Genomic DNA, 25,176 nt, shown 5'->3' with positions numbered 1-25,176 from the left:
AAGGCCCTGACATCACTGTCGGGGCCTCGTTCCAAGTAAGCTCAGACACGCGAAAATCGATAAAGTTTCACAGCTAAAACAGTAACTTAGAAAATTGTGTACAACTCGTGTTACTCGTCGGATTTCGTTTGCCAGCCCCCCTCTCCAGCCTCAGGATCGCCTCGTCATCCCTATGAGGCTTTCTTGATGAAGTACTCCTCGATTCTGTTGTTGTCTCTTGGCCTGCTCAGCGGCGTTGCCTCCGCAGGTGGCACCACCGAAGCCGGTATTGGCGGCGCATTGGGTGGGGTACTCGGCTCAGTGGTCGGTCAATCGATCGGCGGCAGCACCGGCGGTGCAATCGGTGCGGGCCTTGGCGGCGCGGCCGGCAGTGCGGTCGGTGCCGACAAGCGCCAGCGTGGTGAAGCGGCAATCGGTGGTGCCCTGGGCGCAGCCGGCGGTAACGTGGTCGGCCGCAGCATGGGCGGCACCACCGGCAGCTACATCGGTGCAGCCGCAGGCGGTGGTGCTGGTGGCGCGCTGGGTAACTACATGGGCAACAAGGCCGATGAAGACGACCGCGATGACCGTCGCTATCGCCGCGGCTACGACGACCGTCGTTATTACGACCGTGGCCACCACTACGGCCACCGCAAGCACAAAAAGCACTGGCGTCATCGCTAAGCCATTTCGGGCTTAAGCCAAACTCCTAGTCCCTGCCCTCACGGGCAGGGATCGCTGCACCACCCCGCGCGTTACCGATCAAGCCCTGCAGGCCGATACCCCGACCACTCCTGGCAGGCTCTGAATTCCCTTCCCCTTGCTACCCGCCCGCGACCTAGGGGCAACCCCGATTCTGGCGAATATAGCCAGTAGCTATCATCGGCCATTCCCAATCAGCCAATGGACGCAGGGAATGCGCATCTATCACGCAAAGACGGCCCGATTGCCCATTGCACGAGGGGTGTGAGATGCCTGCCGGCAGCCGCCCTCCGTTGCTGAGCGAAGCCCAGTTCCTGCGCTTTCGCACCCTGGTCAGCCAGCGCACTGGCGTGTTTCTCGAAGCCGACCGTCGTGCCGCCGTGGCGGCGCGCCTGGGAAAGCGTCTTCGGCATCTGCAACTGAGCGCCTTCGAGCAGTATCTGCAATTGATCGAGCAGCCTGATCAGCAACCGGAACAACAACGGGTGCTCGACTTGCTGATTGCCGGCGACAGCTACTTCTTCCGCGAACATCGTCACTTCGAATTCCTTGCTCAGTGGCTACGCGACATGCCCCGGCCGCTGAGGCTCTGGAGCGCTGCCTGCGCCTCTGGCGAAGAAGCCTACAGCCTGGCCATGGTTGCTAGCGAACACGCCGTAAACGACGACTGGCGCGTGCTGGCCAGCGACGTCAGCCCCAACCTGCTGCTGCAGGCAAGCGAAGGCATCTACGATGTCGCCCAGGCCCGCTACTTCCCCGCAGGCTGGTTGCAACGCTACTGCCTGTGCGGCGTTGGCGAGATGGCCGGGCGCATGCGCATGGCGGCCTCCTTGCGCGAGCGCCTGACGTTTCGCCTGATTAACCTGATCCAGCCACTGCCTGGCGACCTGGGGCTGTTCGATGTGATCTTTCTGCGCAATCTGCTGACCTATTTCAGTCAGGATGAGAAGCAGCGCGTGGTTCATCGCCTGCTGGCCCGCCTGCGCCCAGGCGGCCTGCTGCTGATCGGGCATAGCGAGAGCATCCACGGGCTCGACCTGCCCTTGCGGCCGATCCTGCCCTCGGTGTTCGAACGCCTATGATGGCCGGCGCTGCCGGGACCTGCGGCAGGCCCCCGATACTGATCGCGCCACCGCGCGGCAGCGCTCATACGGACCGAGCAAACCTGCCGCCCCTCTTCTTTTGCGAAACAGGCTCGAACCCATGCTTTGCCGAATACTACTTGCCGATGACTCGCCGCTCTTTCGAGCGGGCCTGCGAGCGCTGCTCGAACAAAAAAAACAATACGCCGTAGTCGGTGACGCAGGCGACGGCATGACCGCTGTCGCCCTGGCCGAAAAGCTCAAGCCCGACATCATCCTGCTGGACATGACCGCCGACACCCTCGACAGCGAGCAGATCTTGCGCGAGCTGTTTTTGCGCGTGCCCTCCAGCCACGTATTGATGCTCTCGTCGCGCTCGGAGCTGGACTTCGTCATGCGCTGCCTGCAACTGGGTGCCCATGGCTTTCTGCTCAAGAGCGCCACCGTGCTGGAGCTGGAGCAGGCCTTGCAGGCCCTTAAGAACGGCGGCCAGTACCTGTCGTCAGCAGTTCTGCCAATGGTCATTGGCCAAGCGGTGAAGCACAGCCGCAAACGCCCCAGCGGCAGCACCACGATGCAGCTCACCGCACGCCAGCTGGAAATCCTCCGGTTGATCGCCCGGGGTGAATCGACCCGTTCGATTGCCGACGGCCTGGGCCTGAGCGTGAAAACCATCGAAGCGCACCGCTCGCAGATCATGCACCGCCTGCAGATTCACGATGTGCCGGGGCTGGTGCTGTTCGCCGTGCGCGAAGGAATCATCCGCCTCAACGATTGAGCAGCCTCAGCCTTGCAAACGCTCCAGCGCCGCCTGTAGCGTGGCCGGCAACTGTGCCGGCCGCCCCGAGCTGCGCTCGACGAACACCTGCACCACCTTGCCAGCCGCGCAGGGTTGGCCGTCCTCGACCCGGAACAGCGCCAACTGATACTCGACCGAACTGCCCGCCAGCCGCGCCACCCGCAGGCCGACTTCAAGCGTGTCGGGGAAGGCTGGCAAGGCGAAGAAATCCGCCGCCGAACTGACCACGAAACCGGCCACCTCGCCCTCCTGCAGGTCCAGCCCGGCCTGTTGCAGCAGGTACGCCTGGATCGCCGTGTCGAAATAGGCGTAAACCGTGGAGCCGCCGATATGGCCGTTGAGGTCGCTGTCCTGCCAGCGGCTGAGAATCGGGTGCAGGTGGGGATAGGCTTGGCGCTGAGGGAGTTCGGACATGGTGGGCCTGAGTATTGGATGGATCATAACTGTAGGAGCGGGCTTGCCCCGCGATCAAGCACCAATTGATCATCATTCGGGCAAGCCCCCTCCCACAAGAAATTCGTTGGACCGGAAAGCAAAAAACCGCCCATGAGGGCGGTTTTTTGTTTACGCGGGCTTCAGCTTACAGCTGTGGGCCAGCGGCTTTGATGGCGTCGGAAACTTCGAACTTCTTGAAGTTTTCGATGAACAGGCCGGCCAGGGCTTTTGCAGCTTCATCGTAAGCAGCCTTGTCAGCCCAGGTGTTGCGTGGGTTGAGCAGGTTGGTTTCAACGCCCGGTACGGCCAGTGGCACGTCGAGGTTGATGATGTCCAGGTGTTCGGTTTCGGTGCCGATCAGGGCGCCGCTCTGGATCGCTGCGATCACCGCGCGGGTGGTCGGAATGTTGAAGCGCTTGCCAACGCCGTAGCCACCGCCGGTCCAGCCGGTGTTGACCAGGTAGACCTTGGAGTTGAAGCCCTTGATGCGCTTGATCAGCAGCTCAGCGTACTCGCCAGCCGGACGCGGGAAGAACGGTGCGCCGAAGCAGGTGGAGAAGGTCGACTTGATGCCGCTGCCCGAACCCATTTCGGTCGAACCGACCAGCGCGGTGTAACCGGACAGGAAGTGGTAGGCCGCCTGCTCGTTGTTCAGGATCGACACTGGCGGCAGTACGCCAGTCAGGTCGCAAGTCAGGAAGATGACTGCATTCGGCTCGCCGCCCAGGTTGTGCTCGGAACGCTTGGCAACGTGCTCCAGCGGGTAGGCGGCGCGGCTGTTCTGGGTCAGGCTGACATCGGCGTAGTCGGCGTGCTTGGCATCGTCGATGACGACGTTTTCCAGTACTGCGCCGTGCTTGATGGCTTTCCAGATGACCGGCTCGTTCTTCTCGGACAGGTCGATGCACTTGGCGTAGCAGCCGCCTTCGATGTTGAAGACAACACCTTCGCCCCAACCGTGCTCGTCGTCGCCGATCAGGTAGCGGCTTTCGTCAGCCGACAGGGTGGTCTTGCCGGTGCCCGACAGACCGAAGAACAGGGTCACGTCGCCTGCTTCGCCGATGTTGGCAGCGCAGTGCATTGGCAGCACGTCAGCAGCTGGCAGCAGGAAGTTCTGCACCGAGAACATGGCTTTTTTCATTTCACCGGCGTAACGCATGCCGGCGATCAGCACTTTCTTCTGGGCGAAGTTGAGGATCACACAACCGTCGGAGTTGGTGCCGTCACGCTCAGGCACGCACTCGAAGTTGGCGACGTTGAGCACTTGCCACTCACCACGACCGGCAGGGTTGTACTGCTCCGGGTTGATGAACAGGCAACGGCCGAACAGGTTCTGCCAGGCAGTCTGGGTAGTCATCTTGACCGGCAGGTAGTGCTCTTCGGCAGCACCTACGTGAACGTAGGAAACGAAGTGCTCCTGGGCGTTGTTGAACGCCTCGACGCGATCCCACAGGGCATCGAACTTGTCGGCCGGGAACTTGCGGTTGATCGGGCCCCAGGCGATGGCGTCCTGAGTGGACGGCTCTTCGACGATGAAACGATCCACCGGCGAACGACCGGTACGGTGACCGGTTTTCACGACCAGCGCGCCAGTATCGGCCAGCTCGCCTTCACCGCGGTTCAGCGCTTCTTTTACCAGCTCATCGACGCTCAGGTCGGTGTAGACGGTGTTGTTGGCTTGCGTCATGAGATTCCCCATCCGGCCTGCGGCCGAGTGCTCCAAACGTTTTGTAGTAGATCTTTTCAAACTACTACAGCGAAAAAAGTGGCCGGATTATGCCAGAAACGCCCAAAAAAAGTAGGGCCCTCCTGTCAGAACACCCGGTTTACGGCGTTAGGCAGGAGATTTACCTGTGGTGAAACGTTTTAGTGCCGAGTATCTGACGGCGTGTCTACACCGCCACCGGCGAACAATTGCTCGATATCGGCGGCATCGAATTGATAACGCTGATTACAGAACTGGCAATCGACCTCGATCTGGCCACCATGCTCGTTGATCAGTTCCAGGGCGTCATGTTTGCCAAGGCTGACCAGCGCGTTACCGGAGCGCTCACGCGAGCAGCTGCAGCGAAAATGCAGCGGCTGGATATCGAACAGGCGCACGGCATCTTCGTGATACAGGCGATGCAGCACGGTCTCGTTGTCCAGACCCAGCAGCTCTTCGGCTTTCACTGTGTTGGCCAGAGCTTTGACATGGTTCCAGCTTTCCTCACGCTCCTCGATGTCCTTCTGGCGGTCGGCAGGCAGCTCCTGCACCAGCAGGCCACGGGCGCGAATGCCGTCGGCGACCAGCGAGATGCAGGTGTTGATCTGCTGGGACATGACGAAATAGTTGGTGAAACACTCCGACAGGTCCTTGCCGTCCAGCTCCACCGTACCCTGGTAGCGCTGACCATTGACCGGAATGATGGTCAGGACCAGGTGCCCGCCAGGCATCAGGTCGGCGAGGGTTGCATCATCCTTGATCTGCTCGGCCGCATAGCGTGCCAGGCCACGAATTTCGTGCTCGCTGGTGCACTCGATGGCCAGCAGGGGCACCGGCCCGCTCGACTGGGCCTGAAGGATCAGCAAACCATCGAATTTCAGCGTACCAACCAGCAGCGCGGCTGCCGCCATCAGCTCGCCGAGCAGCTGTGCCACAGGCTGCGGGTAAGGATGCTTGGCCAGCACTTCGGCGTAGCTGCGCTCCAGCCCGACCATTTCACCGCGCACATCGCGGTCGTCGAAGATGAAGCGTTGTGTGTAGTCGGTATCGGGCAATTCGGACATGGGCTCTGGCTTTCTGAATGATGACAAAATAATTACAAGGGCCTATAAAGCCCGGTCTAGAGCACCAGATTGGTGCACTCGTGGTTCGCAGCAAAGAGGTAGTTTATGGACAATTCTTCACTGTTCCAAGCAAGGTGGGCTTGGGGTCCCTTGATTCTCTGCACGGTTTTGCCCGTTGCCCTACTGTGTTTCTGGTTGTGGCCGTTTGGCCAGATCATCTGCCTGACTTTCGACGAATGGCTGTTTCACCTGCTCAACCGGCCGCTGGCCGACAATAGCGTCTGGCGTTACATCTGGACCGTCGGCAGCCTTCGACCGTTCGATATTGTCGTCGGCTTGATCCTGCTCAGCCTGCTGATCCGCGGCGACTGGGTGTTCAAGGCCGGCCAGGTGCGCCAGGCCTTCTTCGGCTTTTTCGCCACCCTGATCCTGCTGCTGGTGATCCGCGCCCTGTTTTCGAAATGGATGAACGCCATGGGCTGGCAGCACAACAGCCCGTCGATGGTATTCAGCGACGCCATCCACCTGAGCGACTTCTACCCGCACCTGGAAGCCAGGTGGGAGCTCAAGGACCGATCCAGCCAGAGCTTTCCGGGTGATCACGCCTCGGTTCTGCTGATCTGGGCAATGTTCATGAGCCTGTTCAGCCGCAAATTGCTGCAGCAACTGCTGGTCTGGGCCCTGGCGCTGTTGTTCATGTTGCCACGCCTGGTGGCCGGTGCGCACTGGGGTCAGGACGACTATATCGGCGGCGTACTGATGGCGGTGCTGGCCCTGGGCTGGAGCTGCTATACCCCGTTTGCCGCCAAGGCCAGCGCCGCCCTGATGCGCCTGACCGCGCCATTGTTCGAGTTGCTGGCGCGGCTGCCGCTGCTCGGGCGCCTGAACGTGGTCAGCCCGCGCGCTTAACCGGCGCTGTCATGCAACTGATGCAGCTGGCGCCGCTGTTTCTTGGTGGGCCGGCCATCGGTGCTGACACCCAGGGCGCCGGCCTTGCGCATCGCGGCGGCCTGTTCGCGGCGGGCGATGCTCTGCGCGGTTTCTTCATACAGCGCCTGGGCTTCAGGCGCGCCGCGACGCACCACTGACAACGCCTTGACCACCACCGTGCGCTCGTCAAAGCCGGTGCGCAGCACGAACTCATCGCCCAGCCGCGGTTCCTTGCCCGGCTTGCAACGCTCGCCCCGGCAATGCACCTTGCCGCTTTCGATGGCCGCCTTGGCCAGTGCCCGGGTCTTGTAGAAGCGCGCCGCCCACAGCCATTTGTCCAAGCGGACCTTGTCGTCCTCTTCCGGCTTTTGTGCCATGACATTTCCCCACTTATTTTCGTAAAGGGAACTGTACTACCGTATCTGACGGATGCAAAAAACACGCGGCGTGCTTACAGTTCACCGACCTGTCGCTCACGCCCGCCTTGGTGCCTGACGACTTACTACGCTGGTTGAGCATTTTGAAGACATTTGACCATTTGACCGTGATCGGCCTGCGCGAGTGGGTGGCCCTGCCGGACCTCGGCCTGGCGGGCCTGCGGGCCAAGATCGACACCGGCGCGAGCACCTCGAGCCTGCACGCCACCGAAGTCGAACCTTTCGAGCGCGATGGCGAACAATGGGTGCGTTTCAACGCCCACCTGGGTTCGGTGGTACAACTGCGTCACCGGCGCTGCGAAGCGCCTCTGGTGACGATGAAAACCATCAAGAGCTCCAACGGCCAGGCCCAAACCCGCTACGTGATCCGCACGCCGTTGGCGCTGGGTGACCGGGTGTGGGAGGTGGAATTCACCCTGGCCTGCCGCAAGGCCATGCGCTATCGCCTGTTGCTCGGTTCCAAAGCCCTGATCCATGGCCAGTTGGTGGTCAACCCGGGGCTCAAGTACGTTCAGGACAAGCCGGCATTCCCGGCCACTATCACTCCCTCCACAGGTGTTGCATGAAGATCGCCGTGCTGTCGCGAAACCCGCGTCTGTATTCCACTCGTCGCCTGGTCGAAGCCGGTACCGAACGAGGCCATGAGGTGGTTGTGATCGACACCCTGCGCGCCTATATGAACATTGCCAGCCACAAGCCGCAGATCCACTACCGCGGCAAGCCGCTGGAAAACTTCGACGCGGTGATCCCGCGGATCGGCGCCTCGGTGACCTTCTATGGCTGCGCAGTGCTGCGCCAGTTCGAAATGATGGGGGTTTTCCCGCTCAACGAATCGGTGGCCATTGCCCGCTCGCGGGACAAACTGCGCTCGCTGCAGCTACTGTCGCGTCGGGGGATCGGCCTGCCGGTCACCGGCTTCGCCCACTCGCCGGACGACATCCCCGACCTGATCCAGATGGTCAACGGTGCGCCACTGGTGATCAAGGTGCTCGAAGGCACCCAGGGTATCGGTGTGGTGTTGTGCGAAACCACCAAGGCGGCCGAATCGGTGATCGAGGCTTTCATGGGCCTGAAGCAGAACATCATGGTCCAGGAATACATCAAGGAAGCCGGCGGCGCCGACATTCGCTGCTTCGTGGTTGGCGACAAGGTCATCGCCTCGATGAAGCGCCAGGCCAAGCCCGGTGAGTTTCGCTCCAACCTGCACCGCGGCGGCAGCGCCAGCCTGATCAAGATCACCCCAGAAGAGCGCATGACCGCCATCCGTGCGGCCAAGGTCATGGGCCTGAGCGTGGCCGGGGTGGATATCCTGCGCTCCAATCACGGCCCGCTGGTGATGGAGGTGAACTCCTCGCCAGGCCTGGAAGGCATCGAAGTCACCACCGGCAAGAACGTTGCCGGGATGATCATCGAACACCTGGAGAAGAACGGCGGGCCGAATCTGACCCGCACCAAGGGTAAAGGCTAGACCGCGTCGCGCGGCAGCATCAGTCCTAGCGGCAGCCGCACCCGTGCCTCCAAGCCGCCGCCTGAGCGGTTGCGCAGCTGCACATTGCCGCCGTGCTGGGCGGCGATCCGCTTGACGATCGCCAGGCCCAGCCCGGTGCCCTTGCCGCTACGGGCACGGTCGCCGCGAATGAACGGGTTGAAGATACCCTCCAGCTCGCCCGGATCGATGCCCGCGCCACGGTCCAGCACACTCAGCACCACGTAGGGCGCACCATTTTCGCCGGATACATAGGCTGCCACTTCGACACCTTTGCCAGCGTGATACAAGGCGTTGCCGATCAGGTTGTTGAGCAGGCGCTTGAGCGACACCCGGCGCAGCGGAAACGGCGGGATAGGCTCCAGGCACAGGCGCACCTGTTCCTCCGGTTGGTTGAACGGCGCCACCACCTCACGCACCAGTTCGCTGAAATCGACCTCTTCGACCGGCTCATCGCGGCCATCGCGGATGAACGCCAGGAACTGGTCGAGAATCGCGTCCATGTCTTCAATATCGCGGACCATGTCGTCGGTCAGGTCGCTTTCGTTGGCCAGCAGCGACAACGACAGGCGCAAGCGCGTCAACGGCGTGCGCAGGTCATGGGAAACCCCGGCCAGCATCAATTCGCGCTCACGTCCGGCCTGTTCGACATCCTCGGCCATCTGGTTAAAGGCGCGATACACCTCGGTCATCTCACTGGGCGTGTCACTGATCGGCAAGCGCACGCTGCGCCCCTGGCCCAGTTGGCGGGCGGCGAACACCAGGCGCTTGAGCGGCTGGTTGAGCTGGCGCACGAAGATCCACGCCGAGGCGGTGGATAACAGGCCGATGGCCAGGAACCAGCCGAGCACGCTCCAGATCTTCTGCCCGCGCAGCGGATGCGGATACAACGGTACCTTCAGCCATCCATCGCCCAGGCTCGGTGCCCGTACCCACAAGGCCGGTGGTGCATGCACGCGCAGGCGTACTTCGGTGTCGGCGCCCAGCTCCGCCTGCATCTGACGCTGGTAGATTTCGCTGTACGGCCAGTGCTGCTCACCCTCGGGAACCCCGGAGCCAACCACCCGAATCAGCCCCGCCGCCTCGGCGATCTTGTCGCGGTCGGACTCATCGGCAGCCCAGTAGGCGCGCAGGGTCAGGGCCACGCCGTGGCTGTATTGGCGGTCGACCAGCACGTCCTCGTTCATCAGCAGGTACACCAGGGTCAGGGCCTTGGAGAACAGCACGACGATCAGCACCAGCCAGAGGGTGCGGGCGAAGAAGCTTTGCGGGAACCACAGGGGCGTTTTCATCGACAACGGCTACACACTATGCGGGAACGAGCGGGGCTCGCAGGCTTTGCAAGCGCTGCACAGGCAAAAACAGGGCAACCCGAAGGTCTGCCCTGCTGGCGGTGAGCTACTCCTGCAAACGAAACATCACTTGCCGGCATTACCATCCGGCACAAACACATAACCAACGCCCCAGACGGTCTGGATATAGCGCGGCTTGGACGGGTCGGGTTCGATCATCCGGCGCAGGCGCGAGATCTGTACGTCGATGGAGCGCTCGAGGGCGTCCCACTCGCGGCCACGGGCCAGGTTCATCAGCTTGTCGCGGGTCAGCGGTTCGCGGGCGTGCATGACCAGCGCCTTGAGTACGGCGAACTCACCGGTGGTGAGCATGTGCACTTCTTCACCACGCTTGAGTTCGCGGGTGGCCAACGACAGCTCGTAGTCGCCGAAGGTGACGGTTTCGTCTTCGCTGCCCGGTGCGCCCGGTACTGCCGGCGCCTGGCGACGCAACACGGCCTTGACCCGGGCCATCAGTTCGTCGGGGTTGAAAGGCTTGGCCAGGTAGTCGTCGGCACCCAGCTCCAGGCCCTTGATGCGGCTCAGCTCGTCGCCCTTGGCGGTAAGCATGATGATCGGGATCTGGTTGTTGGCGGCGCGCAGGCGGCGGCAGGCGGTCAGGCCGTCTTCGCCGGGCAGCATCAGGTCGAGCACCACCAGGTTGAAGACTTCGCGAGCCAGCAGGCGATCCATCTGTTCGGTATTGGGTACTGCACGAGCACGATAACCCTTGCTGGTGAAGAATCGTTCCAGCAGGCTGCTCAGGCCCGGGTCGTCGTCGACGATGAGAATTTTTTCGCCTTCGGCGTTTTGTGCAGTGCTGCTCATGGATAGCTCCTCTAATCTCGGCACGCATTATGGCTTAGCCATCAGTGGCCGTGCCGTGTGCATTGTTAGCAGATTTTTCCCCCGGTGCCAGTATTGCCAAGCCGACAACTGGCCCGCTGCCATCACCGCAAGCCGGACGCGCTGGGTATAATGCGCCGCTTTCAGCCAGCGCCGCATTGACCACAAGCGCTCTACAGCGCCCGCCTGCGGCCTTTGTATTCACAATTTGTCAGGTGGTTTTATGGACAGCATCAACAGCCGCATCGCCGAGGAACTCGGTGTCCGCCCACAACAGGTCGAAGCGGCCGTGGCTCTACTTGATGAAGGTTCGACCGTACCTTTTATCGCCCGTTACCGGAAAGAAGTCACCGGTAGCCTGGATGACACCCAACTGCGCCACCTGGACGAGCGCCTGCGCTACCTGCGCGAGCTGGACGAACGGCGTGTCAGCATCCTTGCCAGCATCGAAGAGCAAGGCAAGCTGACCCCGGAACTGGCCCGCGACATCAAGCTGGCCGACACCAAGACTCGCCTCGAAGACCTCTACCTGCCGTACAAGCAAAAGCGTCGCACCAAGGGCCAGATCGCCCTGGAAGCCGGCCTCGGCGAGCTGGCCGATGGCCTGTTGAACGACCCGCAACTGAGCCCTGAAAGCGAAGCCGTGCGCTTCGTCGACGGCGAAAAAGGCGTGGCCGACGTCAAGGCTGCTCTCGAAGGCGCCAAGTACATCCTCATGGAGCGCTTTGCCGAAGACGCCAGCCTGCTCGACAAGCTGCGCAGCTTCCTCAAGCAGGAAGCGGTGCTCAGCGCGCGCCTGGTGGCCGGCAAGGAAGAAGAAGGGGCAAAGTTCCGCGACTACTTCGAACACGACGAAGTACTCAAGAGCGTGCCGTCGCACCGCGCCCTGGCGATTTTCCGTGGCCGCAACGAAGGCGTGCTGGCCGCTTCGCTGAAAGTCGGCGAAGAGCTGCCGGGTACCCTGCACCCGTGCGAAATGATGATCGCTGAGCGTTTCGGCCTGCAAAATCAGAACCGTCCTGCCGACAAATGGCTGGCCGAAGTGGTGCGCTGGACCTGGAAGGTCAAGCTCTACAGCCACCTGGAAACCGATCTGTTCGGCGAGCTGCGCGACAACGCCGAAGGCGAGGCCATCAACGTCTTCGCCCACAACCTGCACGACCTGCTGCTGGCTGCTCCGGCCGGCCCGCGCGCCACCCTGGGCCTGGACCCGGGCCTGCGTACCGGTTGCAAGGTCGCCGTGGTCGATGCCACCGGCAAGCTGCTGGACACCGCCACCGTCTACCCGCACGTACCGAAAAACCAGTGGGACCAGACCATCGCCGTGCTCGCCGCACTCTGCGCCAAGCACTCGGTCGAGCTGATCGCCATCGGTAACGGCACCGCCAGCCGCGAAACCGACAAACTCGCCGCCGAGCTGATCAAAAAATATCCAGTCCTGAAGATGACCAAGGTCATGGTCTCCGAAGCCGGCGCTTCGGTGTACTCGGCTTCGGAGCTGGCGGCCAAGGAGTTCCCGGACCTCGACGTGTCGATTCGTGGCGCCGTGTCGATCGCCCGCCGTCTGCAGGACCCTCTGGCGGAATTGGTTAAGATCGAGCCAAAATCCATCGGTGTCGGCCAGTACCAGCATGACGTTTCGCAGCTGAAACTGGCCCGTGGCCTGGATGCGGTGGTCGAGGACTGCGTGAACGCCGTCGGTGTCGATGTCAACACCGCTTCGGTGGCGTTGCTCGCGCGTATTTCCGGTCTCAACGGCACCCTGGCGCAGAACATCGTTGCCCACCGCGACGCCAACGGCGCCTTCAAGACCCGCGCCGCGCTGAAGAAAGTCAGCCGCCTGGGCGAGAAAACCTTCGAACAGGCCGCAGGTTTCCTGCGCGTCATGAACGGCGACAACCCACTGGACGCCTCGGCAGTGCACCCGGAAGCCTATCCGCTGGTGCAGCGCATTGCCGCTGAAACCGACCGTGACATCCGCTCGCTGATCGGCGACAGCGGCTTCCTCAAGCGTCTGGACCCAAAGAAATTCACCGACGAAACCTTTGGCCTGCCGACCGTCACCGACATTCTCCAGGAACTGGACAAACCCGGCCGCGACCCACGCCCGGAGTTCAAGACCGCCGAATTCCAGGAGGGCGTCGAAGACCTCAAGGACCTGCAACTGGGGATGATCCTCGAAGGCGTGGTGACCAACGTCACCAACTTCGGTGCCTTCGTCGACATCGGCGTGCACCAGGATGGCCTGGTGCACATCTCGGCGCTGTCGGAGAAGTTCATCAAGGACCCACGTGAAGCGGTCAAGGCCGGCGACGTGGTCAAGGTCAAGGTCATGGAAGTCGACATCCCGCGCAAACGCGTCGGCCTGTCGATGCGCATGAGCGACACCCCGGGCGAGAAAATCGACGGCGCCCGTGGCAGCCGCCCAGGCTCGGCCCCACGCCAGCAGAGTGCCCCGGCCCGCGCCAAGGAAACCCCGGCACCGGCCAACAACGCCATGGCCGCGCTGTTCGCCAATGCCAAGCAGTTGAAGAAGAAGTGATGGAGCTCCCGCAAGAGGTCACCCTCAGCGCCTTCAGCCAACTGCTTGGCTGCCGCCTGCAACGCCTGGAAGCAGGCGTTGCCCAGATGACCCTGGCCCTGGAGCCACACCTGCGCAACCGTGGCGGCAAGCTGCATGGCGGGGCGATCTTCAGCCTGGTCGACACCACCATGGGCCTGGCCTGCTCCAGTTCCCATGGTTTCGACCAAGCGAGCGTGACCCTGGAATGCAAGATCAACTACCTGCGCTTTGTCGACGACGGCGAGGTGCTGTGCATCGCCCGGGTGCTGCACGCCGGGCGGCGCACGCTGGTGGTCGACGCCGATGTACTCCAGGGCGACAAACTGGTGGCCAAAGCGCAGGGGACTTTCGTCGTCCTCTAGCCGCAAATAGCCAAACTGCGGTACTTTCGGCAGAGCGCAGGCGCTGCCGAAAGCCGGCCAAAACCAGGCGACAACGCCAGTTCCTCTGTCCACCCTTGTAGACCGTCATCTCTACCCCCATATTGGGGCGACTGACGCGTGAAGGAATCCATCTTGAGCGAACTTCTCAACCGCCGCCTGAGCCTGCTCGGCCAAGGCGACAACCTCTCCCTGCTCAAGCAGTGCCTGCACGGCATCGAGCGTGAATGCCTGCGTGTGACCGAGGAAGGTCGTCTGGCCCAGACTCCGCACCCCGAAGCCCTGGGCGCGGCGTTGACCCACGAGCAGATCACCACGGACTACTCGGAGTCGCTGCTGGAGTTCATCACCCCAGCCCTGGCCGACCCGGCGCAGACCCTCGAAAGCCTGGAGAACATCCACCGTTTTGCCTACACCAAGCTTGGCAACGAGTTCCTCTGGAGCCCGTCGATGCCCTGCCCGCTGCCGGCCGAGGAAGACATTCCGATCGCCTGGTATGGCACCTCCAACATCGGTCAGCTCAAGTACGTCTACCGCAAGGGCCTGGCCCTGCGCTACGGCCGCACCATGCAGTGCATCGCCGGGATTCACTACAATTTCTCGCTGCCAGAAAAACTCTGGCCGCTGCTGCGCGCCGCAGAAAACAGCTCCGCGGATGATCGCGACTATCAGTCGTCGGCCTACATTGCCCTGATCCGCAACTTCCGCCGCTACAGCTGGCTGCTGATGTACCTGTTCGGCGCCTCGCCGGCCCTGGATGCCGGCTTCTTGCGCGGCCGCCCGCACCAGCTCGAGCAGTTCGACGCCGACACCCTGTACCTGCCCTACGCCACCAGCCTGCGCATGAGCGACCTGGGTTACCAGAGCAACGCCCAGGCCGGCCTGACGCCGTGCTACAACAACCTGTCCAGCTACACCGACAGCCTGCGCAAGGCGGTTGCCACGCCGTACGCGCCCTATGTCGAGATCGGTACGCACAAGGATGGCGAGTGGGTTCAGCTGAACACCAACATCCTGCAGATCGAAAACGAGTACTACTCCAACATCCGCCCCAAGCGCGTCACCTACAGCGGCGAGCGGCCGATCCAGGCGCTGGTGGCCCGTGGTATCCAGTACGTCGAAGTGCGTTGCCTGGACATCAACCCGTTCCTGCCAACCGGTATCGACCTGCCCGAAGCACGCTTTCTCGACGCCTTCCTGCTGTTCTGCGCCCTGGAAGACAGCCCGCTGCTGGGCAACCAGGAATGCGCCAACTGCACCAGCAACTTCCTCAGCGTGGTCAAGGAAGGTCGCCGTCCTGGCCTGGAACTGCAGCGTGACGGCCACCCGGTCGAACTCCAGCAATGGGCCGATGAACTGCTCGAGCGCATCGCGCCACTGGCCGAACTGCTCGACCGCAGCCAGGGCAGCGACGAACACGCCAAGGCCCTGCACGCGCAGCAAGCCAAGGTCAGCGACCCTTCCCTGACGCCCTCGGCGCAGGTGCTGGCGAGCATGACCGAGCACAAGGAAAGCTTCAGCCGCTTCGCCTTGCGCCAAAGTCAGGCCCATGCCGAGTTCTTCCGCGCCCAGGCCCTGCCGGTCGAGCAGCAACAAGGCTTCGAAACCGCAGCGCGTGAGTCCCTGGAAGCCCAGGCCACGCTTGAGCGTGAAGAGGACAAGGCTGATTTTGATCTGTTCGTCAGCGCTTACCAGGCGAGCATCCTGGCGATCAGCAACTGACATGACCCGCACCGTTACCCCGCGCAAACCCCGTGCCCGCAGCCAGGCGAGGATCGATTCGATCCTCGAGGCGGCGCGCACGCTGCTGGCCAGCGAAGGGGTCGCCAGCCTGTCGATCTACAGCGTGGCCGAACGCGCGCAGATTCCACCGTCGTCGGTGTATCACTTCTTCGCCAGCGTTCCGGCACTGCTTGAAGCGCTCACCGCCGACGTGCACAGCGCCTTTCGCGCCTGCCTTGAAGCACCGATTGATGGGGCGACGTTGAACACCTGGCACGACCTGTCGCGCCTGGTCGAGCAGCGCATGCTGGTGATCTACAACGAAGACGCGGCGGCGCGGCAGTTGATCCTGGCCCAGCATGGCTTGAGCGAAGTGACCCAGGCTGACCGCCAGCACGACATCGAGCTGGGCGACCTGATGCACACGCTGTTTGCCGAGCATTTCCAGTTGCCGGTGTTGCCGGATGATGTGGATGTGTTTGCCTTGGCCATGGAACTGGGTGACCGGGTGTACGCCCGCTCGGTGCAGTTGCATGGGCAGATCACGCAGCGCTTAGCCGAGGAAGGCATGCGGGTGTTTGATGCGTATCTGGGGCTGTATTTGCCGCCGTTTCTGCCTAAACGCTGATGGCCCTATCGCCGGCAACGCCGGCTCCCACAGTGGGCATGTGCCGGGCTGTTGTGGGAGCCGGCGTTGCCGGCGATGCAAGGCGCAGCCTTGCCAATTCACTCAGAGTTTGGCGATCGATACTTCCGTCGACTTCACAAAGGCAATCACCTCACTGCCAATGGTCAGCTCCAGCTCGCGCACCGAGCGGGTGGTGATCACCGAAGTGACGATACCCGAGGCGGTCTGCACGTCGATTTCCGACAGTACCGGGCCTTCGAGGATTTCCTTGACGGTGCCTTTGAACTGGTTGCGTACGTTGATCGCTTTGATAGTCATCTGCTTGGTTCCTTACAGGTCAGAGAGCCCAACGCAATTGCGTCGGCAAAGGTGCGACAGGTTCAGGTTCCGGCGGTGTGCCCGGAATCGACAGAACCCGGTTGAGAACTTCGGTTTCCAGTGCGGCCAGGCGGTGTGAACCGCGAACCCGCGGGCGTGGCAGGTCGACGTTGAGGTCCAGGCCTACTTCGCCGTCTTCGATGAGGATCACCCGGTCGGCAACCGCCACCGCTTCGCTGACGTCGTGGGTGACCAGCAACACGGTGAAGCCGTGCTGGCGCCACAGCCGTTCGATCAACTGCTGCATTTCGATACGGGTCAGGGCATCCAGCGCGCCCAGCGGCTCATCGAGCAGCAACAGGCGTGGCTGGTGGATCAGTGCACGGGCCAGGGCCACGCGCTGCTTCTGGCCGCCCGACAAGGCCGCCGGCCATTCATTGGCACGCTCGGCCAGACCGACCGCCTCCAGCGCTTGCAGCGCCCGTGCCCGCCAGTTACCAGACAGTCCCAGGCCAACGTTGTCGATGACCTTCTTCCACGGCAGCAAACGCGCTTCCTGGAACATCAGGCGGGTGTCTTCCTGGGCTTCGCGTAGCGGCGCAGAACCCGCCAGCAGCTCGCCGCCACTGGGTTGGTCGAGCCCGGCGAGCAAGCGCAGCAAGGTGCTCTTGCCGCAGCCGCTGCGCCCGACAATGGCGACGAACTGCCCGGCCGGAATGTGCAGGTCGATATCACGCAGCACCTGACGCTGGCCGAAAGTCTTCTGCAGGTTCTGCGCCGCCAGCGGAATCCCGCGCAGCAGCCGTGGTGGCGTTTCCTTGAGGATGGTCATGCGCCCTCTCCCCTGCTCGGTTGGTAGGCCGGGTGCCAGCGCAGCCAGACTCGCTCAAGGCCGCGTGCGGCCAGGTCGGCAAGCTTACCGAGCACCGCGTAGAGGACGATGGCCAGCACCACCACATCGGTCTGCAGAAACTCACGGGCATTCATTGCCAGGTAGCCGATACCGGCGTTGGCCGAAATGGTTTCGGCGACGATCAAGGTCAGCCACATGAAGCCAAGGGCAAAGCGCACGCCGACCAGAATCGACGGCAAGGCGCCCGGCAGAATCACTTGGCGGAACAGCTCGAAGCCGGACAGACCATAGCTGCGGGCCATTTCCACCAGGGCCGGATCGACGTTGCGGATGCCGTGATAGGTGTTCAGGTAGATCGGGAACAGGGTGCCCAGGGCCACCAGGAAAATCTTCGCCGACTCGTCGATGCCGAACCACAGGATCACCAGAGGGATCAGCGCCAGGTGCGGCACGTTGCGGATCATCTGCACGGAACTGTCGAGCAGGCGTTCGCCCCATTTCGACAGGCCGGTGATAAAGCCCAACGCCAGGCCGATGGCCCCGCCGATCACAAAGCCGACGGCTGCCCGCCAGCCACTGATTGCCAGGTGGGTCCAGATCTCGCCGCTGCGTACCAGCTCGACGCCGGCGCTCAATACCGCGCTCGGCGCCGGCAGGATCCGCGTCGACAGCCAGCCGACGCTGACTGCCAGTTGCCAGACCGCCAACAACAGCAACGGCAGCGCCCAGGGCGCCAGGCGTTGCTGCCAGGGAGTGGATTTACGACTCATGGCCCGGCCCTCAGCGCTGCGCCGAGGGTTTAGGCAGGATGTCGTTGGCGACCATCTCGCCGAACGGGCTCACGTAGCCACCGCTTTGTGGCAGCTGCGGGCGCTCCACGTCCAAGTGCGGGAACAGCAGCTCGGCGACCCGGTACGACTCTTCCAGGTGTGGATAACCGGAGAAGATGAAGGTGTCGATGCCCAGCGCCGCGTATTCCTTGACCCGTTCGGCCACGGTCGGGCCGTCGCCGACCAGCGCCGTGCCGGCACCGCCACGCACCAGGCCGACACCGGCCCAGAGATTGGGGCTGACTTCCAGGTTGTCGCGGTTGCCGCCATGCAGCGCGGCCATGCGTTGCTGGCCGACCGAATCGAAGCGCGCCAGCGAGGCCTGGGCGCGGGCAATGGTGTCGTCGTCCAGGTGCGAGATCAGGCGCTCGGCGGCCTGCCAGGCTTCGGCGTTGGTCTCACGCACGATTACATGCAGGCGGATGCCGAAGCGCACAGTGCGACCCTGCTTGGCGGCCTTGGCGCGCACCTGCTCGATCTTCTCGGCCACCGCCGCTGGCGGCTCGCCCCAGGTCAGGTACAGCTCGACCTGTTCGGCTGCCAGATCCTGGGCCGCTTCCGAAGAGCCGCCAAAGTAAAGCGGCGGACGCGGCTGCTGGATCGGCGGATAGAGCAACTTGGCGCCTTTGACCTGAATATGCTGGCCGTCGTAGTCGACGGTTTCGCCTTCCAGCACCCGACGCCAGATACGGGTGAACTCCACCGAGGCCTGGTAGCGTTCTTCGTGGCTGAGGAACAGACCGTCACCGGATAGCTCCTCTGGATCACCGCCGGTGACCAGGTTGAACAAGGCACGGCCACCGGAAAGACGATCCAGAGTCGCGGCCTGACGCGCCGCCACGGTCGGCGAGATGATCCCCGGGCGCAGGGCGACCAGGAACTTCAGGCGTTGGGTCACCGGTATCAGCGACGCGGCGACCAGCCAGGAGTCCTCGCAGGAGCGCCCGGTGGGAATCAGCACCCCGCCAAAACCCAAGCGGTCGGCGGCCTGGGCTATCTGCTGCAGGTAGCCGTGATCAACGGCACGCGCGCCTTCGGCGGTGCCAAGGTAATGGCCGTCGCCATGGGTCGGAAGAAACCAGAATACGTTGAGGCTCATTGGAGTTGTCTCCTAGGGGTGGCGCAGACCGGGGCGGCGCCCCGGCGCGGGCAAATCGTCAAGGGGCGCTGGCGACCTTGGCCGGCGGGGTCCAGATCACATCCTTGATGCTCAACGGCTTGGGAATCAGCTTGAGCGTCTTGAAGGTGTCGGCGATCTTCTGCTGGGCAGCGATCACCTCCGGGGTGAGGAAGGCGGCGCCATAGCCCTGGCGCTTGACCGAGGTCAGGGTGATGTCAGCCGGCAGGCCGAGCAGCGGCGCGACCTGGTCGGTGACTTCCTGCGGATTGGCCTTGGACCACTCGCCCACCGCGCGCACTTCATCGACCAGCGTGCTGATCACTTGCGGGTGCTGCTGTGCGTAGGGCTTGGTCGCCAGGTAGAACTGATGGTTGTCGACGATGCCCTGGCCATCGCGCAGGGTGCGGGCCTGCAGCTGCTGTTCGGCAGCAGCCTGGTACGGGTCCCAGATTACCCAGGCATCGACGCTGCCACGCTCGAAGGCGGCGCGGGCATCGGCGGGCGGCAGGAATACCGGCTGGATATCGCTGTACTTGAGGCCGGCGTCTTCCAGGGCGCGGACCAGCAGGTAGTGAACGTTCGAGCCTTTGTTCAGCGCGACCTTCTTGCCCTTGAGTTCCTTCACCGACTGGATCGGCGAACCCTTGGGCACCAGGATGGCTTCGCTGTGCGGTGCTGGCGGCTCGTAGGCGACATACAGCAAATCGGCGCCCGCAGCCTGGGCGAACACTGGCGGTGTCTCGCCGGTCACGCCGAAGTCGATTGAGCCGACGTTCAGGCCTTCGAGCAGTTGCGGGCCACCGGGGAATTCAGTCCATTGCACCTGCACGCCTTGGGCGGCAAGACGCTTCTCCAGCGTGCCCTTGGCCTTGAGCAGCACCAGGGTGCCGTACTTCTGATAACCGATACGCAGGCTCTGGGCCTGGGCTTGAGTAATGGCGCCGAAGGACACAGCCGCAGCAAACAGAGCGACCAGACCACGACGCAAAATGACAGTGCGCATAGCGCTCTCCTTTGCTGTTGGGGTTCAGGCTGCACCTGCTTGCCCGTTGGCGGGCGAGTAAGGTGGGAACTACAGGTAGCGGGTGGTACGCCTCAGATGCTCCAGCGAGCACTGAGCAGACGTTCATTCAACACGCCCGGCGCGACCGGCTTGGGCCGACGGGCCAGGGCACGGTGGAACAGTTCCAGCGATTCGTGCAGACGCTGCTCCAGGGCCGGCGCCAGTTGCGCGGCGGCACTGCCTTCGCCGTAGGCGATCTGGCTGTCGTCGGCGAAGATCCCTTGCAGGGTTTCCTCGGCCTTGAGTGCCGACAGCACCGGCTTGAGCGCGTAATCCACGGCGAGCATATGGGCGATGCTGCCGCCCGTTGCAATTGGCAGCACCACCTTGTGGCTCAGGGCGCGTTCGGGCAGCAGGTCGAGCAGGGTTTTCAGCGCGCCAGCAAACGAGGCCTTGTACACCGGGGTGGCCACCACCAGGCCGTCGGCCTGCTCCACCAGTTGCAGGAAGTGCTGCACCTTGGGGCTGTCGAAGCGGGCATGGAGCAGGTCTTCGGCCGGAAAATCCCGCACCTGGAAAGTCACCACTTCCACGCCCTGGCCTTGCAGCCACTGGCGACTGCGCTCAAGCAGGACGCCGGAGCGCGAACGCAGACTGGGACTACCACCGAGAGAAACAACCAGCATTGGAACGCATCCTTGATCGTGTTCTAGAGGGCCGCGAGTTGGAGTTCTCGCTGGAATGGAGTGACCTTAACAGCTTGATACATATATCGATAAATCATATTTTTTCATTTGTTTATTCCTTTAAGAGCTATGAGAGCATCGCGGGGCAAGCCCGCTCCTACAGGTATTGGGGGGAATAAAAAAAGGGCCGTAAACGGCCCAAATTCCCTGCTATGGCTAAAGATCAACGATTGGGTTGCGGGGTCAGGCGCAGGTACGGCTTGACCGCCCGGTAACCCTTGGGAAAGCGTCGTTTGATTTCGTCTTCATCCTTGAGCGACGGCACGATCACCACCTCGTCACCGTCCTGCCAGTTGGCCGGGGTGGCAACCTTGTGGTTGTCGGTCAGTTGCAGCGAATCGATCACCCGCAAGATCTCGTGGAAATTGCGCCCGGTGCTGGCCGGATAGGTGATGGTCAGGCGGATCTTCTTGTTCGGGTCGATAACGAACAAGGAACGCACCGTCAGGGTGTCGCTGGCATTGGGATGAATCAGGTCGTAGAGGTCGGAAACTTTGCGATCGGCATCGGCCAGGATCGGGAAGTTGACGATAGTGTTCTGGGTTTCGTTGATGTCTTCGATCCAGCGGTGGTGCGAATCCACCGGGTCCACCGACAGGGCGATGGCCTTGACCCCTCGTTCGGCGAACTGCTCTTTGAGCTTGGCCGTGAAACCAAGCTCAGTGGTGCACACCGGCGTGAAGTCGGCCGGGTGAGAGAACAGCACGCCCCAGCTGTCGCCCAGCCATTCATGGAAGCGGATCTTGCCGGCGCTGGAATCCTGTTCGAAGTCGGGGGCGATATCGCCGAGTCTGAGGCTCATGGTGCGGCTCCTTGGCTGGGTTCGTTATGGCTTCACTGTGCCTGCTTCCTTGTAAAATTAAAAAGAATAAATATCGATTTATTTATAATCTTTACTCATATAGAAAAGCAGGTAAAAAAAAGCCTCGCACAAGGCGAGGCTTCTCGTTTCAACCAGACTTACATGAAGCTGTAAGTGTAGTTGAAGATCAGGCGGGTCTGATCCTGGTCGTTGATGCTCTGACCTTCACCACGGTAGCTACCATGGCGCAGGCTAGCGCCCAGACCTTTGAGGGTACCTTCCTGGATCACGTAGTCGACACGCGCATCGCGCTCCCACTCGTGGTAAGTACCGCCGCCCACAGGGTTCTTGACGTCGTCGCCACGCAGGTAGGCAACCGATGCTTTCAGGCCTGGAACGCCCAGGCGCGCGAAGTCATACGAGTACTGACCGAAGGTGGTGTTTTCACCTGCACGAGCAAACTGGTTGATCATGCTGTCGGTGAACAGGTAGAAGCTGGCGCCAGCGGCGCCTTCATTGCGGCCATTGCCGTCAGTGACACTACCTTGGTTCAGCCAGACAAAGCCACCGTCATCACCGACCTGTTGATGACCCAGCATCAGCGCGTGGCCACCCAGGGTGTAGGTGAACATGGCGCTCCAGGTTTTGTTGTCGACCTCACCGCTATTTTTGGCATAGCCACCGTTGTTGTTGAAACGGTAGCCAGCGTCACCGTTCTTGCCATCGCTGCTGCTATCGAAATAGCGCAGGTCGGTTTTGAACGACTGATCGTTGCCGATCGGGTAAACGTGAACCAGGCCCAGGAAGTGCTGCTTGTAGAAGTCTTCCAGGTTCGAGTAGTAGTACTGCAGGGTCAGGTCTTTGGTGACCTTCCAGTCGCCGCCAGCGAACTGGAACTTGTTACTGTCCTCGGAGGCACCTGCAACAGACAGACCAGTACGGTTGCTCGATGCACGACCCATAGCATGAGTCAGCTGACCGGCGTTCAGCGTCAGGTTGTCGATTTCTTTGGACTGAATGGTGCCGCCTTCAAAGGTCTGTGGCAGCAGTCGGCCGTCGTTGGACACCAGGATTGGCAGGTTAGGCGCCAGGGCGCTACCAAAGTGAGCTTCAGTCTTGGAGAAACGCGCTTTGGCGTTAGCACCAAAACGAGCCCACTGGCCTACGGCCGATCCATCACTGTCGCTTGGGAAGAAGCTGCTGTTGTCTGGGTGGTGGCCTTTACCGCCATCCAGATGAATACCCCACAGCGCTTGTGCATCGACACCAAAGCCTACGGTACCTTCGGTGAAGCCCGAGATGTAGTCGAGCTTGAAACCCTGACCCGACTCGCGGCTGCTGGTGCTACCGGTTTCACGATCATCGTTATCGAAATACATGGTGCGGGAACTAAGCGACAGCTTGCTGTCTTCAACGAAACCGGCAGCACTCGCCTGCTGGGCCAGAACCCCAACGGCCACGGCAAGCGCCAAGGTGGACTTGTACATGTTTTGCTCCTCTACGTTCTAATTCTTGTGTGTCGCTCACGGCAGGATCTTTGTGTCCCGCTCGACGTCGATTGGCGATTAGCACCAAAGGGTGACCGTCAAGTCAATCGTAACTATTCATTTCACTACTTTGGTCTAATGCGCCAGCGGTGGGGGTGAAGGATAATGACAATCCTATAAATCCAAAAAGACTTATTTCGTAATTTTTCAGATTAATACGGAATATATCCCTAGATTTTTCTTCGCTGCCGTTATCGGCACATAAGCTAATTCCTAAAGGGTATTTGAAAGCGATTTTTTAGATCTCTTAGCTTTGTCGAACCGTCCCCCTTCGACAAGGCAGCCCTCATGGCCAGACCATCATTGCGTTTCCTATCCGCCCTGGCCTTGACCAACATCACTTTTGTCGCCCAGACCGTTGACTTGACCGTGGGCTACCACGCAAGGATTTTGCCGAGAAGCATCCCGAGGTGGTGAGCACGTTCGCCAAGATGCATTTGCCGGCTACGCTGCCAACAAGGCGCAGTGGACGGCCGACTCGGTGCCGGTGCAGAAGATTGCCAAACTGACCGGCGCCAATGCCGCGGATGTACCGCAGCTGCTCGCCGGTGCGGCGTTCCCGGATGCCCAAGGCGATTGGCGAGACCGCACAGTTCCTCAAGGAGCAGGGCAAGATTGAAGCGGTGTTGCCGGACTACGCGCCGTACGTGAGCGCCAAGTTTATTCAGTGAGTGGGTATCGCGGGGCAAGTCGAGGCGTCGCACCGCCGCTCCCACACGGACCTGTAGGAGCGGGCTTGCCCCGCGATGAATCCACCTCCTTCTGCAGGGTCTTAAATCAATTGGCTCCTAAGCTAATGCAAAAAAGTTATTTATTTTAACTTTCTTAGATCATCTAGTCTTATCCCACACCAACATAAACGCCCGCCTGACAAGGAGTTAACCATGACCCTGCATGCTCCCCTGCGCCTGTTCGCCGCCCTGACCCTGGCCGGCACCAGCTGGTTTGCCCAGGCGGCTGACCTGACGGTGGCCTACCAGACCACCGTCGACCCGGCGAAAGTCGCCCAGGTCGATGGCACCTACGAGAAAACCAGCAAGGCCGACATCGACTGGCGCAAGTTCGACAGCGGTGCCGATGTGATTACCGCCGTAGCCTCGGGCGACGTGCAAATCGGCTACCTCGGCTCCAGCCCGCTGGCCGCTGCCGCAACCCGCAAGCTGCCGGTGGAAACCTTCCTGATCGCCACCCAGATTGGCGCTGCCGAAGCCCTGGTCGCTCGCGATGGCGCCGGCATCAATTCACCACAGGACCTGATCGGCAAGAAGATTGCCGTGCCGTTCGTCTCCACCGGCCACTACAGCCTGCTGGCCGCGCTCAAGCAATGGAACATCGACCCGGCCAAGGTACAGATCCTCAACCTCGCGCCACCGGCAATCATTGCCGCCTGGAAGCGCGGTGACATCGACGCGACCTACGTCTGGGACCCGGCCCTGGGCGTGGCCAAGGAAAACGGCAAGGTGCTGATCACCTCCGGTGAGCTGGCCGAAAAAGGTGCACCGACCTTCGACGCCTGGATCGTGCGCAAAGACTTCGCTGCCAAGCACCCGGAGATCGTCAAGGCCTTCGCCAAAGTCACCCTGGACGCCTACGCCGACTACCGCAAAGACCCGCAAGCGTGGCTGGCCAACAAGAGCAACGTCGACAAGCTGGTGAAGCTCTCCGGCGCCAAGGCGGCTGATATTCCTGGGCTGCTGCAAGGCAACGTGTTTCCGCTGGCCGCCGACCAGGTCGCAGCGCTGGGCGCACCGACCACCCAGGCGATTACCGACACGGCTACCTTCCTCAAGGAGCAAGGCAAGGTCGAAGCGGTACTGCCGGACTACGCGCCCTACGTCAGCGCCAAATTCATCGCCAACTGAAAACCC

The 25,176-nt window shown here is 62.0% G+C and carries 25 protein-coding genes and 1 pseudogene; 12 read left to right on the top strand and 14 right to left on the bottom strand.

The window, feature by feature from the left end; genetic code table 11:
* The first annotated feature begins 183 nt into the window (after positions 1-183).
* From F8N82_RS26200 to F8N82_RS26190, 3 genes are all read left to right on the top strand, one after another.
* Positions 184-663: a glycine zipper domain-containing protein gene (locus tag F8N82_RS26200; RefSeq protein WP_176470452.1), complete on the top strand. Its 480-nt coding sequence runs from the start codon at positions 184-186 to the stop codon at positions 661-663.
* Positions 664-950: 287 nt separating this feature from the next.
* A complete protein-coding gene (locus tag F8N82_RS26195; RefSeq protein ID WP_038998200.1) occupies positions 951-1,763 on the top strand; it encodes a CheR family methyltransferase in 813 nt (270 codons plus the stop codon).
* Between the two features lie 121 nt (positions 1,764-1,884).
* Entirely contained in the window at positions 1,885-2,541 is a 657-nt protein-coding gene (locus F8N82_RS26190) for a response regulator (RefSeq protein ID WP_026001197.1), read from the top strand.
* A 6-nt stretch (positions 2,542-2,547) separates the two neighbouring features.
* On the opposite strand, the gene F8N82_RS26185 is transcribed toward F8N82_RS26190, so the two are convergent.
* From F8N82_RS26185 to hslO, 3 genes are all read right to left on the bottom strand, one after another.
* Positions 2,548-2,976, bottom strand: coding sequence for an acyl-CoA thioesterase (locus tag F8N82_RS26185; RefSeq protein ID WP_038998199.1), 429 nt, complete (start codon positions 2,974-2,976; stop codon positions 2,548-2,550).
* Positions 2,977-3,142: 166 nt separating this feature from the next.
* Entirely contained in the window at positions 3,143-4,684 is a 1,542-nt protein-coding gene (locus F8N82_RS26180) for a phosphoenolpyruvate carboxykinase (protein WP_038998198.1), read from the bottom strand.
* 179 nt (positions 4,685-4,863) lie between these two features.
* Complete coding sequence (gene hslO, locus F8N82_RS26175) at positions 4,864-5,766, bottom strand: Hsp33 family molecular chaperone HslO (protein ID WP_038998197.1); 903 nt, start codon at positions 5,764-5,766, stop codon at positions 4,864-4,866.
* A gap of 105 nt (positions 5,767-5,871) precedes the next feature.
* Between hslO and F8N82_RS26170 the strand changes: the two genes are divergently transcribed.
* Positions 5,872-6,675, top strand: a complete 804-nt coding sequence (locus tag F8N82_RS26170; protein WP_038998196.1) for a phosphatase PAP2 family protein — start codon at positions 5,872-5,874, stop codon at positions 6,673-6,675.
* On the opposite strand, the gene F8N82_RS26165 is transcribed toward F8N82_RS26170, so the two are convergent.
* A complete protein-coding gene (locus tag F8N82_RS26165; RefSeq protein ID WP_038998195.1) occupies positions 6,672-7,073 on the bottom strand; it encodes an RNA-binding S4 domain-containing protein in 402 nt (133 codons plus the stop codon). The two genes, F8N82_RS26170 and F8N82_RS26165, sit on opposite strands and share 4 nt — an antisense overlap.
* 209 nt (positions 7,074-7,282) lie before the next feature.
* Here F8N82_RS26165 and F8N82_RS26160 point away from each other — a divergent pair, with 209 nt between their 5' ends.
* Both F8N82_RS26160 and rimK read left to right on the top strand, forming a co-directional pair.
* Entirely contained in the window at positions 7,283-7,699 is a 417-nt protein-coding gene (locus F8N82_RS26160; protein WP_371128664.1) for an ATP-dependent zinc protease family protein, read from the top strand.
* Complete coding sequence (gene rimK, locus F8N82_RS26155) at positions 7,696-8,601, top strand: 30S ribosomal protein S6--L-glutamate ligase (RefSeq protein ID WP_010221234.1); 906 nt, start codon at positions 7,696-7,698, stop codon at positions 8,599-8,601. Before F8N82_RS26160 ends, rimK begins: the two co-directional genes overlap by 4 nt.
* On the opposite strand, the gene F8N82_RS26150 is transcribed toward rimK, so the two are convergent.
* Positions 8,598-9,911 (bottom strand): ATP-binding protein, encoded by a 1,314-nt coding sequence (locus F8N82_RS26150; RefSeq protein ID WP_038998193.1) that lies wholly within the window; start codon positions 9,909-9,911, stop codon positions 8,598-8,600. The genes rimK and F8N82_RS26150 overlap by 4 nt on opposite strands.
* A gap of 126 nt (positions 9,912-10,037) precedes the next feature.
* Positions 10,038-10,778, bottom strand: coding sequence for a two-component system response regulator OmpR (gene ompR / locus F8N82_RS26145; RefSeq protein WP_038998192.1), 741 nt, complete (start codon positions 10,776-10,778; stop codon positions 10,038-10,040).
* 241 nt (positions 10,779-11,019) lie between these two features.
* Here ompR and F8N82_RS26140 point away from each other — a divergent pair, with 241 nt between their 5' ends.
* The 4 genes from F8N82_RS26140 (at position 11,020) to F8N82_RS26125 (ending at position 16,089) form a co-directional block, all read left to right on the top strand.
* On the top strand, positions 11,020-13,338 hold the full coding sequence (locus F8N82_RS26140; protein ID WP_038998191.1) for a Tex family protein: 2,319 nt from the start codon (positions 11,020-11,022) through the stop codon (positions 13,336-13,338).
* Positions 13,338-13,721, top strand: a complete 384-nt coding sequence (locus tag F8N82_RS26135) for a PaaI family thioesterase (RefSeq protein WP_038998190.1) — start codon at positions 13,338-13,340, stop codon at positions 13,719-13,721. The genes F8N82_RS26140 and F8N82_RS26135 overlap by 1 nt, the downstream gene beginning before the upstream one ends.
* 138 nt (positions 13,722-13,859) lie before the next feature.
* Positions 13,860-15,461 carry a glutamate--cysteine ligase gene (gene gshA / locus F8N82_RS26130; RefSeq protein WP_080764823.1) on the top strand — a complete coding sequence of 534 codons (1,602 nt, stop codon included), beginning with the start codon at positions 13,860-13,862 and terminating at the stop codon, positions 15,459-15,461.
* A gap of 1 nt (position 15,462) precedes the next feature.
* Positions 15,463-16,089 carry a TetR/AcrR family transcriptional regulator gene (locus tag F8N82_RS26125; RefSeq protein ID WP_038998187.1) on the top strand — a complete coding sequence of 209 codons (627 nt, stop codon included), beginning with the start codon at positions 15,463-15,465 and terminating at the stop codon, positions 16,087-16,089.
* Positions 16,090-16,191: 102 nt separating this feature from the next.
* Here F8N82_RS26125 and F8N82_RS26120 read toward each other — a convergent pair whose 3' ends face one another.
* The 8 genes from F8N82_RS26120 to F8N82_RS26085 all read right to left on the bottom strand — a co-directional run bounded on the left by F8N82_RS26120 (position 16,192) and on the right by F8N82_RS26085 (position 23,248).
* Positions 16,192-16,407, bottom strand: a complete 216-nt coding sequence (locus F8N82_RS26120) for a TOBE domain-containing protein (protein ID WP_010221227.1) — start codon at positions 16,405-16,407, stop codon at positions 16,192-16,194.
* A 19-nt stretch (positions 16,408-16,426) separates the two neighbouring features.
* Positions 16,427-17,239 carry an aliphatic sulfonates ABC transporter ATP-binding protein gene (gene ssuB / locus F8N82_RS26115; RefSeq protein WP_038998186.1) on the bottom strand — a complete coding sequence of 271 codons (813 nt, stop codon included), beginning with the start codon at positions 17,237-17,239 and terminating at the stop codon, positions 16,427-16,429.
* A complete protein-coding gene (ssuC, locus tag F8N82_RS26110; protein ID WP_038998185.1) occupies positions 17,236-18,030 on the bottom strand; it encodes an aliphatic sulfonate ABC transporter permease SsuC in 795 nt (264 codons plus the stop codon). Before ssuC ends, ssuB begins: the two co-directional genes overlap by 4 nt.
* A gap of 10 nt (positions 18,031-18,040) precedes the next feature.
* Positions 18,041-19,189, bottom strand: coding sequence for an FMNH2-dependent alkanesulfonate monooxygenase (gene ssuD / locus F8N82_RS26105; RefSeq protein WP_038998184.1), 1,149 nt, complete (start codon positions 19,187-19,189; stop codon positions 18,041-18,043).
* A 58-nt stretch (positions 19,190-19,247) separates the two neighbouring features.
* A complete protein-coding gene (locus F8N82_RS26100; protein ID WP_038998183.1) occupies positions 19,248-20,213 on the bottom strand; it encodes a sulfonate ABC transporter substrate-binding protein in 966 nt (321 codons plus the stop codon).
* Positions 20,214-20,305: 92 nt separating this feature from the next.
* Positions 20,306-20,899, bottom strand: coding sequence for an NADPH-dependent FMN reductase (gene ssuE, locus F8N82_RS26095; protein WP_038998182.1), 594 nt, complete (start codon positions 20,897-20,899; stop codon positions 20,306-20,308).
* Positions 20,900-21,122: 223 nt separating this feature from the next.
* Positions 21,123-21,761 carry a peroxiredoxin gene (locus F8N82_RS26090; protein ID WP_038998180.1) on the bottom strand — a complete coding sequence of 213 codons (639 nt, stop codon included), beginning with the start codon at positions 21,759-21,761 and terminating at the stop codon, positions 21,123-21,125.
* A gap of 158 nt (positions 21,762-21,919) precedes the next feature.
* Entirely contained in the window at positions 21,920-23,248 is a 1,329-nt protein-coding gene (locus F8N82_RS26085) for an OprD family porin (protein ID WP_038998178.1), read from the bottom strand.
* A gap of 440 nt (positions 23,249-23,688) precedes the next feature.
* Here F8N82_RS26085 and tauA (F8N82_RS26080) point away from each other — a divergent pair.
* Positions 23,689-23,979: pseudogene (tauA, locus tag F8N82_RS26080) on the top strand (taurine ABC transporter substrate-binding protein); the annotation flags it as partial.
* Positions 23,980-24,192: 213 nt separating this feature from the next.
* Complete coding sequence (gene tauA, locus F8N82_RS26075) at positions 24,193-25,170, top strand: taurine ABC transporter substrate-binding protein (protein WP_038998176.1); 978 nt, start codon at positions 24,193-24,195, stop codon at positions 25,168-25,170.
* Positions 25,171-25,176: the final 6 nt, after the last annotated feature.

The organism is Pseudomonas fluorescens (genome assembly GCF_902497775.2).
GTDB classification, from domain to species: Bacteria; Pseudomonadota; Gammaproteobacteria; order Pseudomonadales; family Pseudomonadaceae; genus Aquipseudomonas; species Aquipseudomonas putida_F.
Note: the sequence above shows the minus strand (reverse complement) of the source record. Positions and strands in the feature narration are given on the sequence as shown.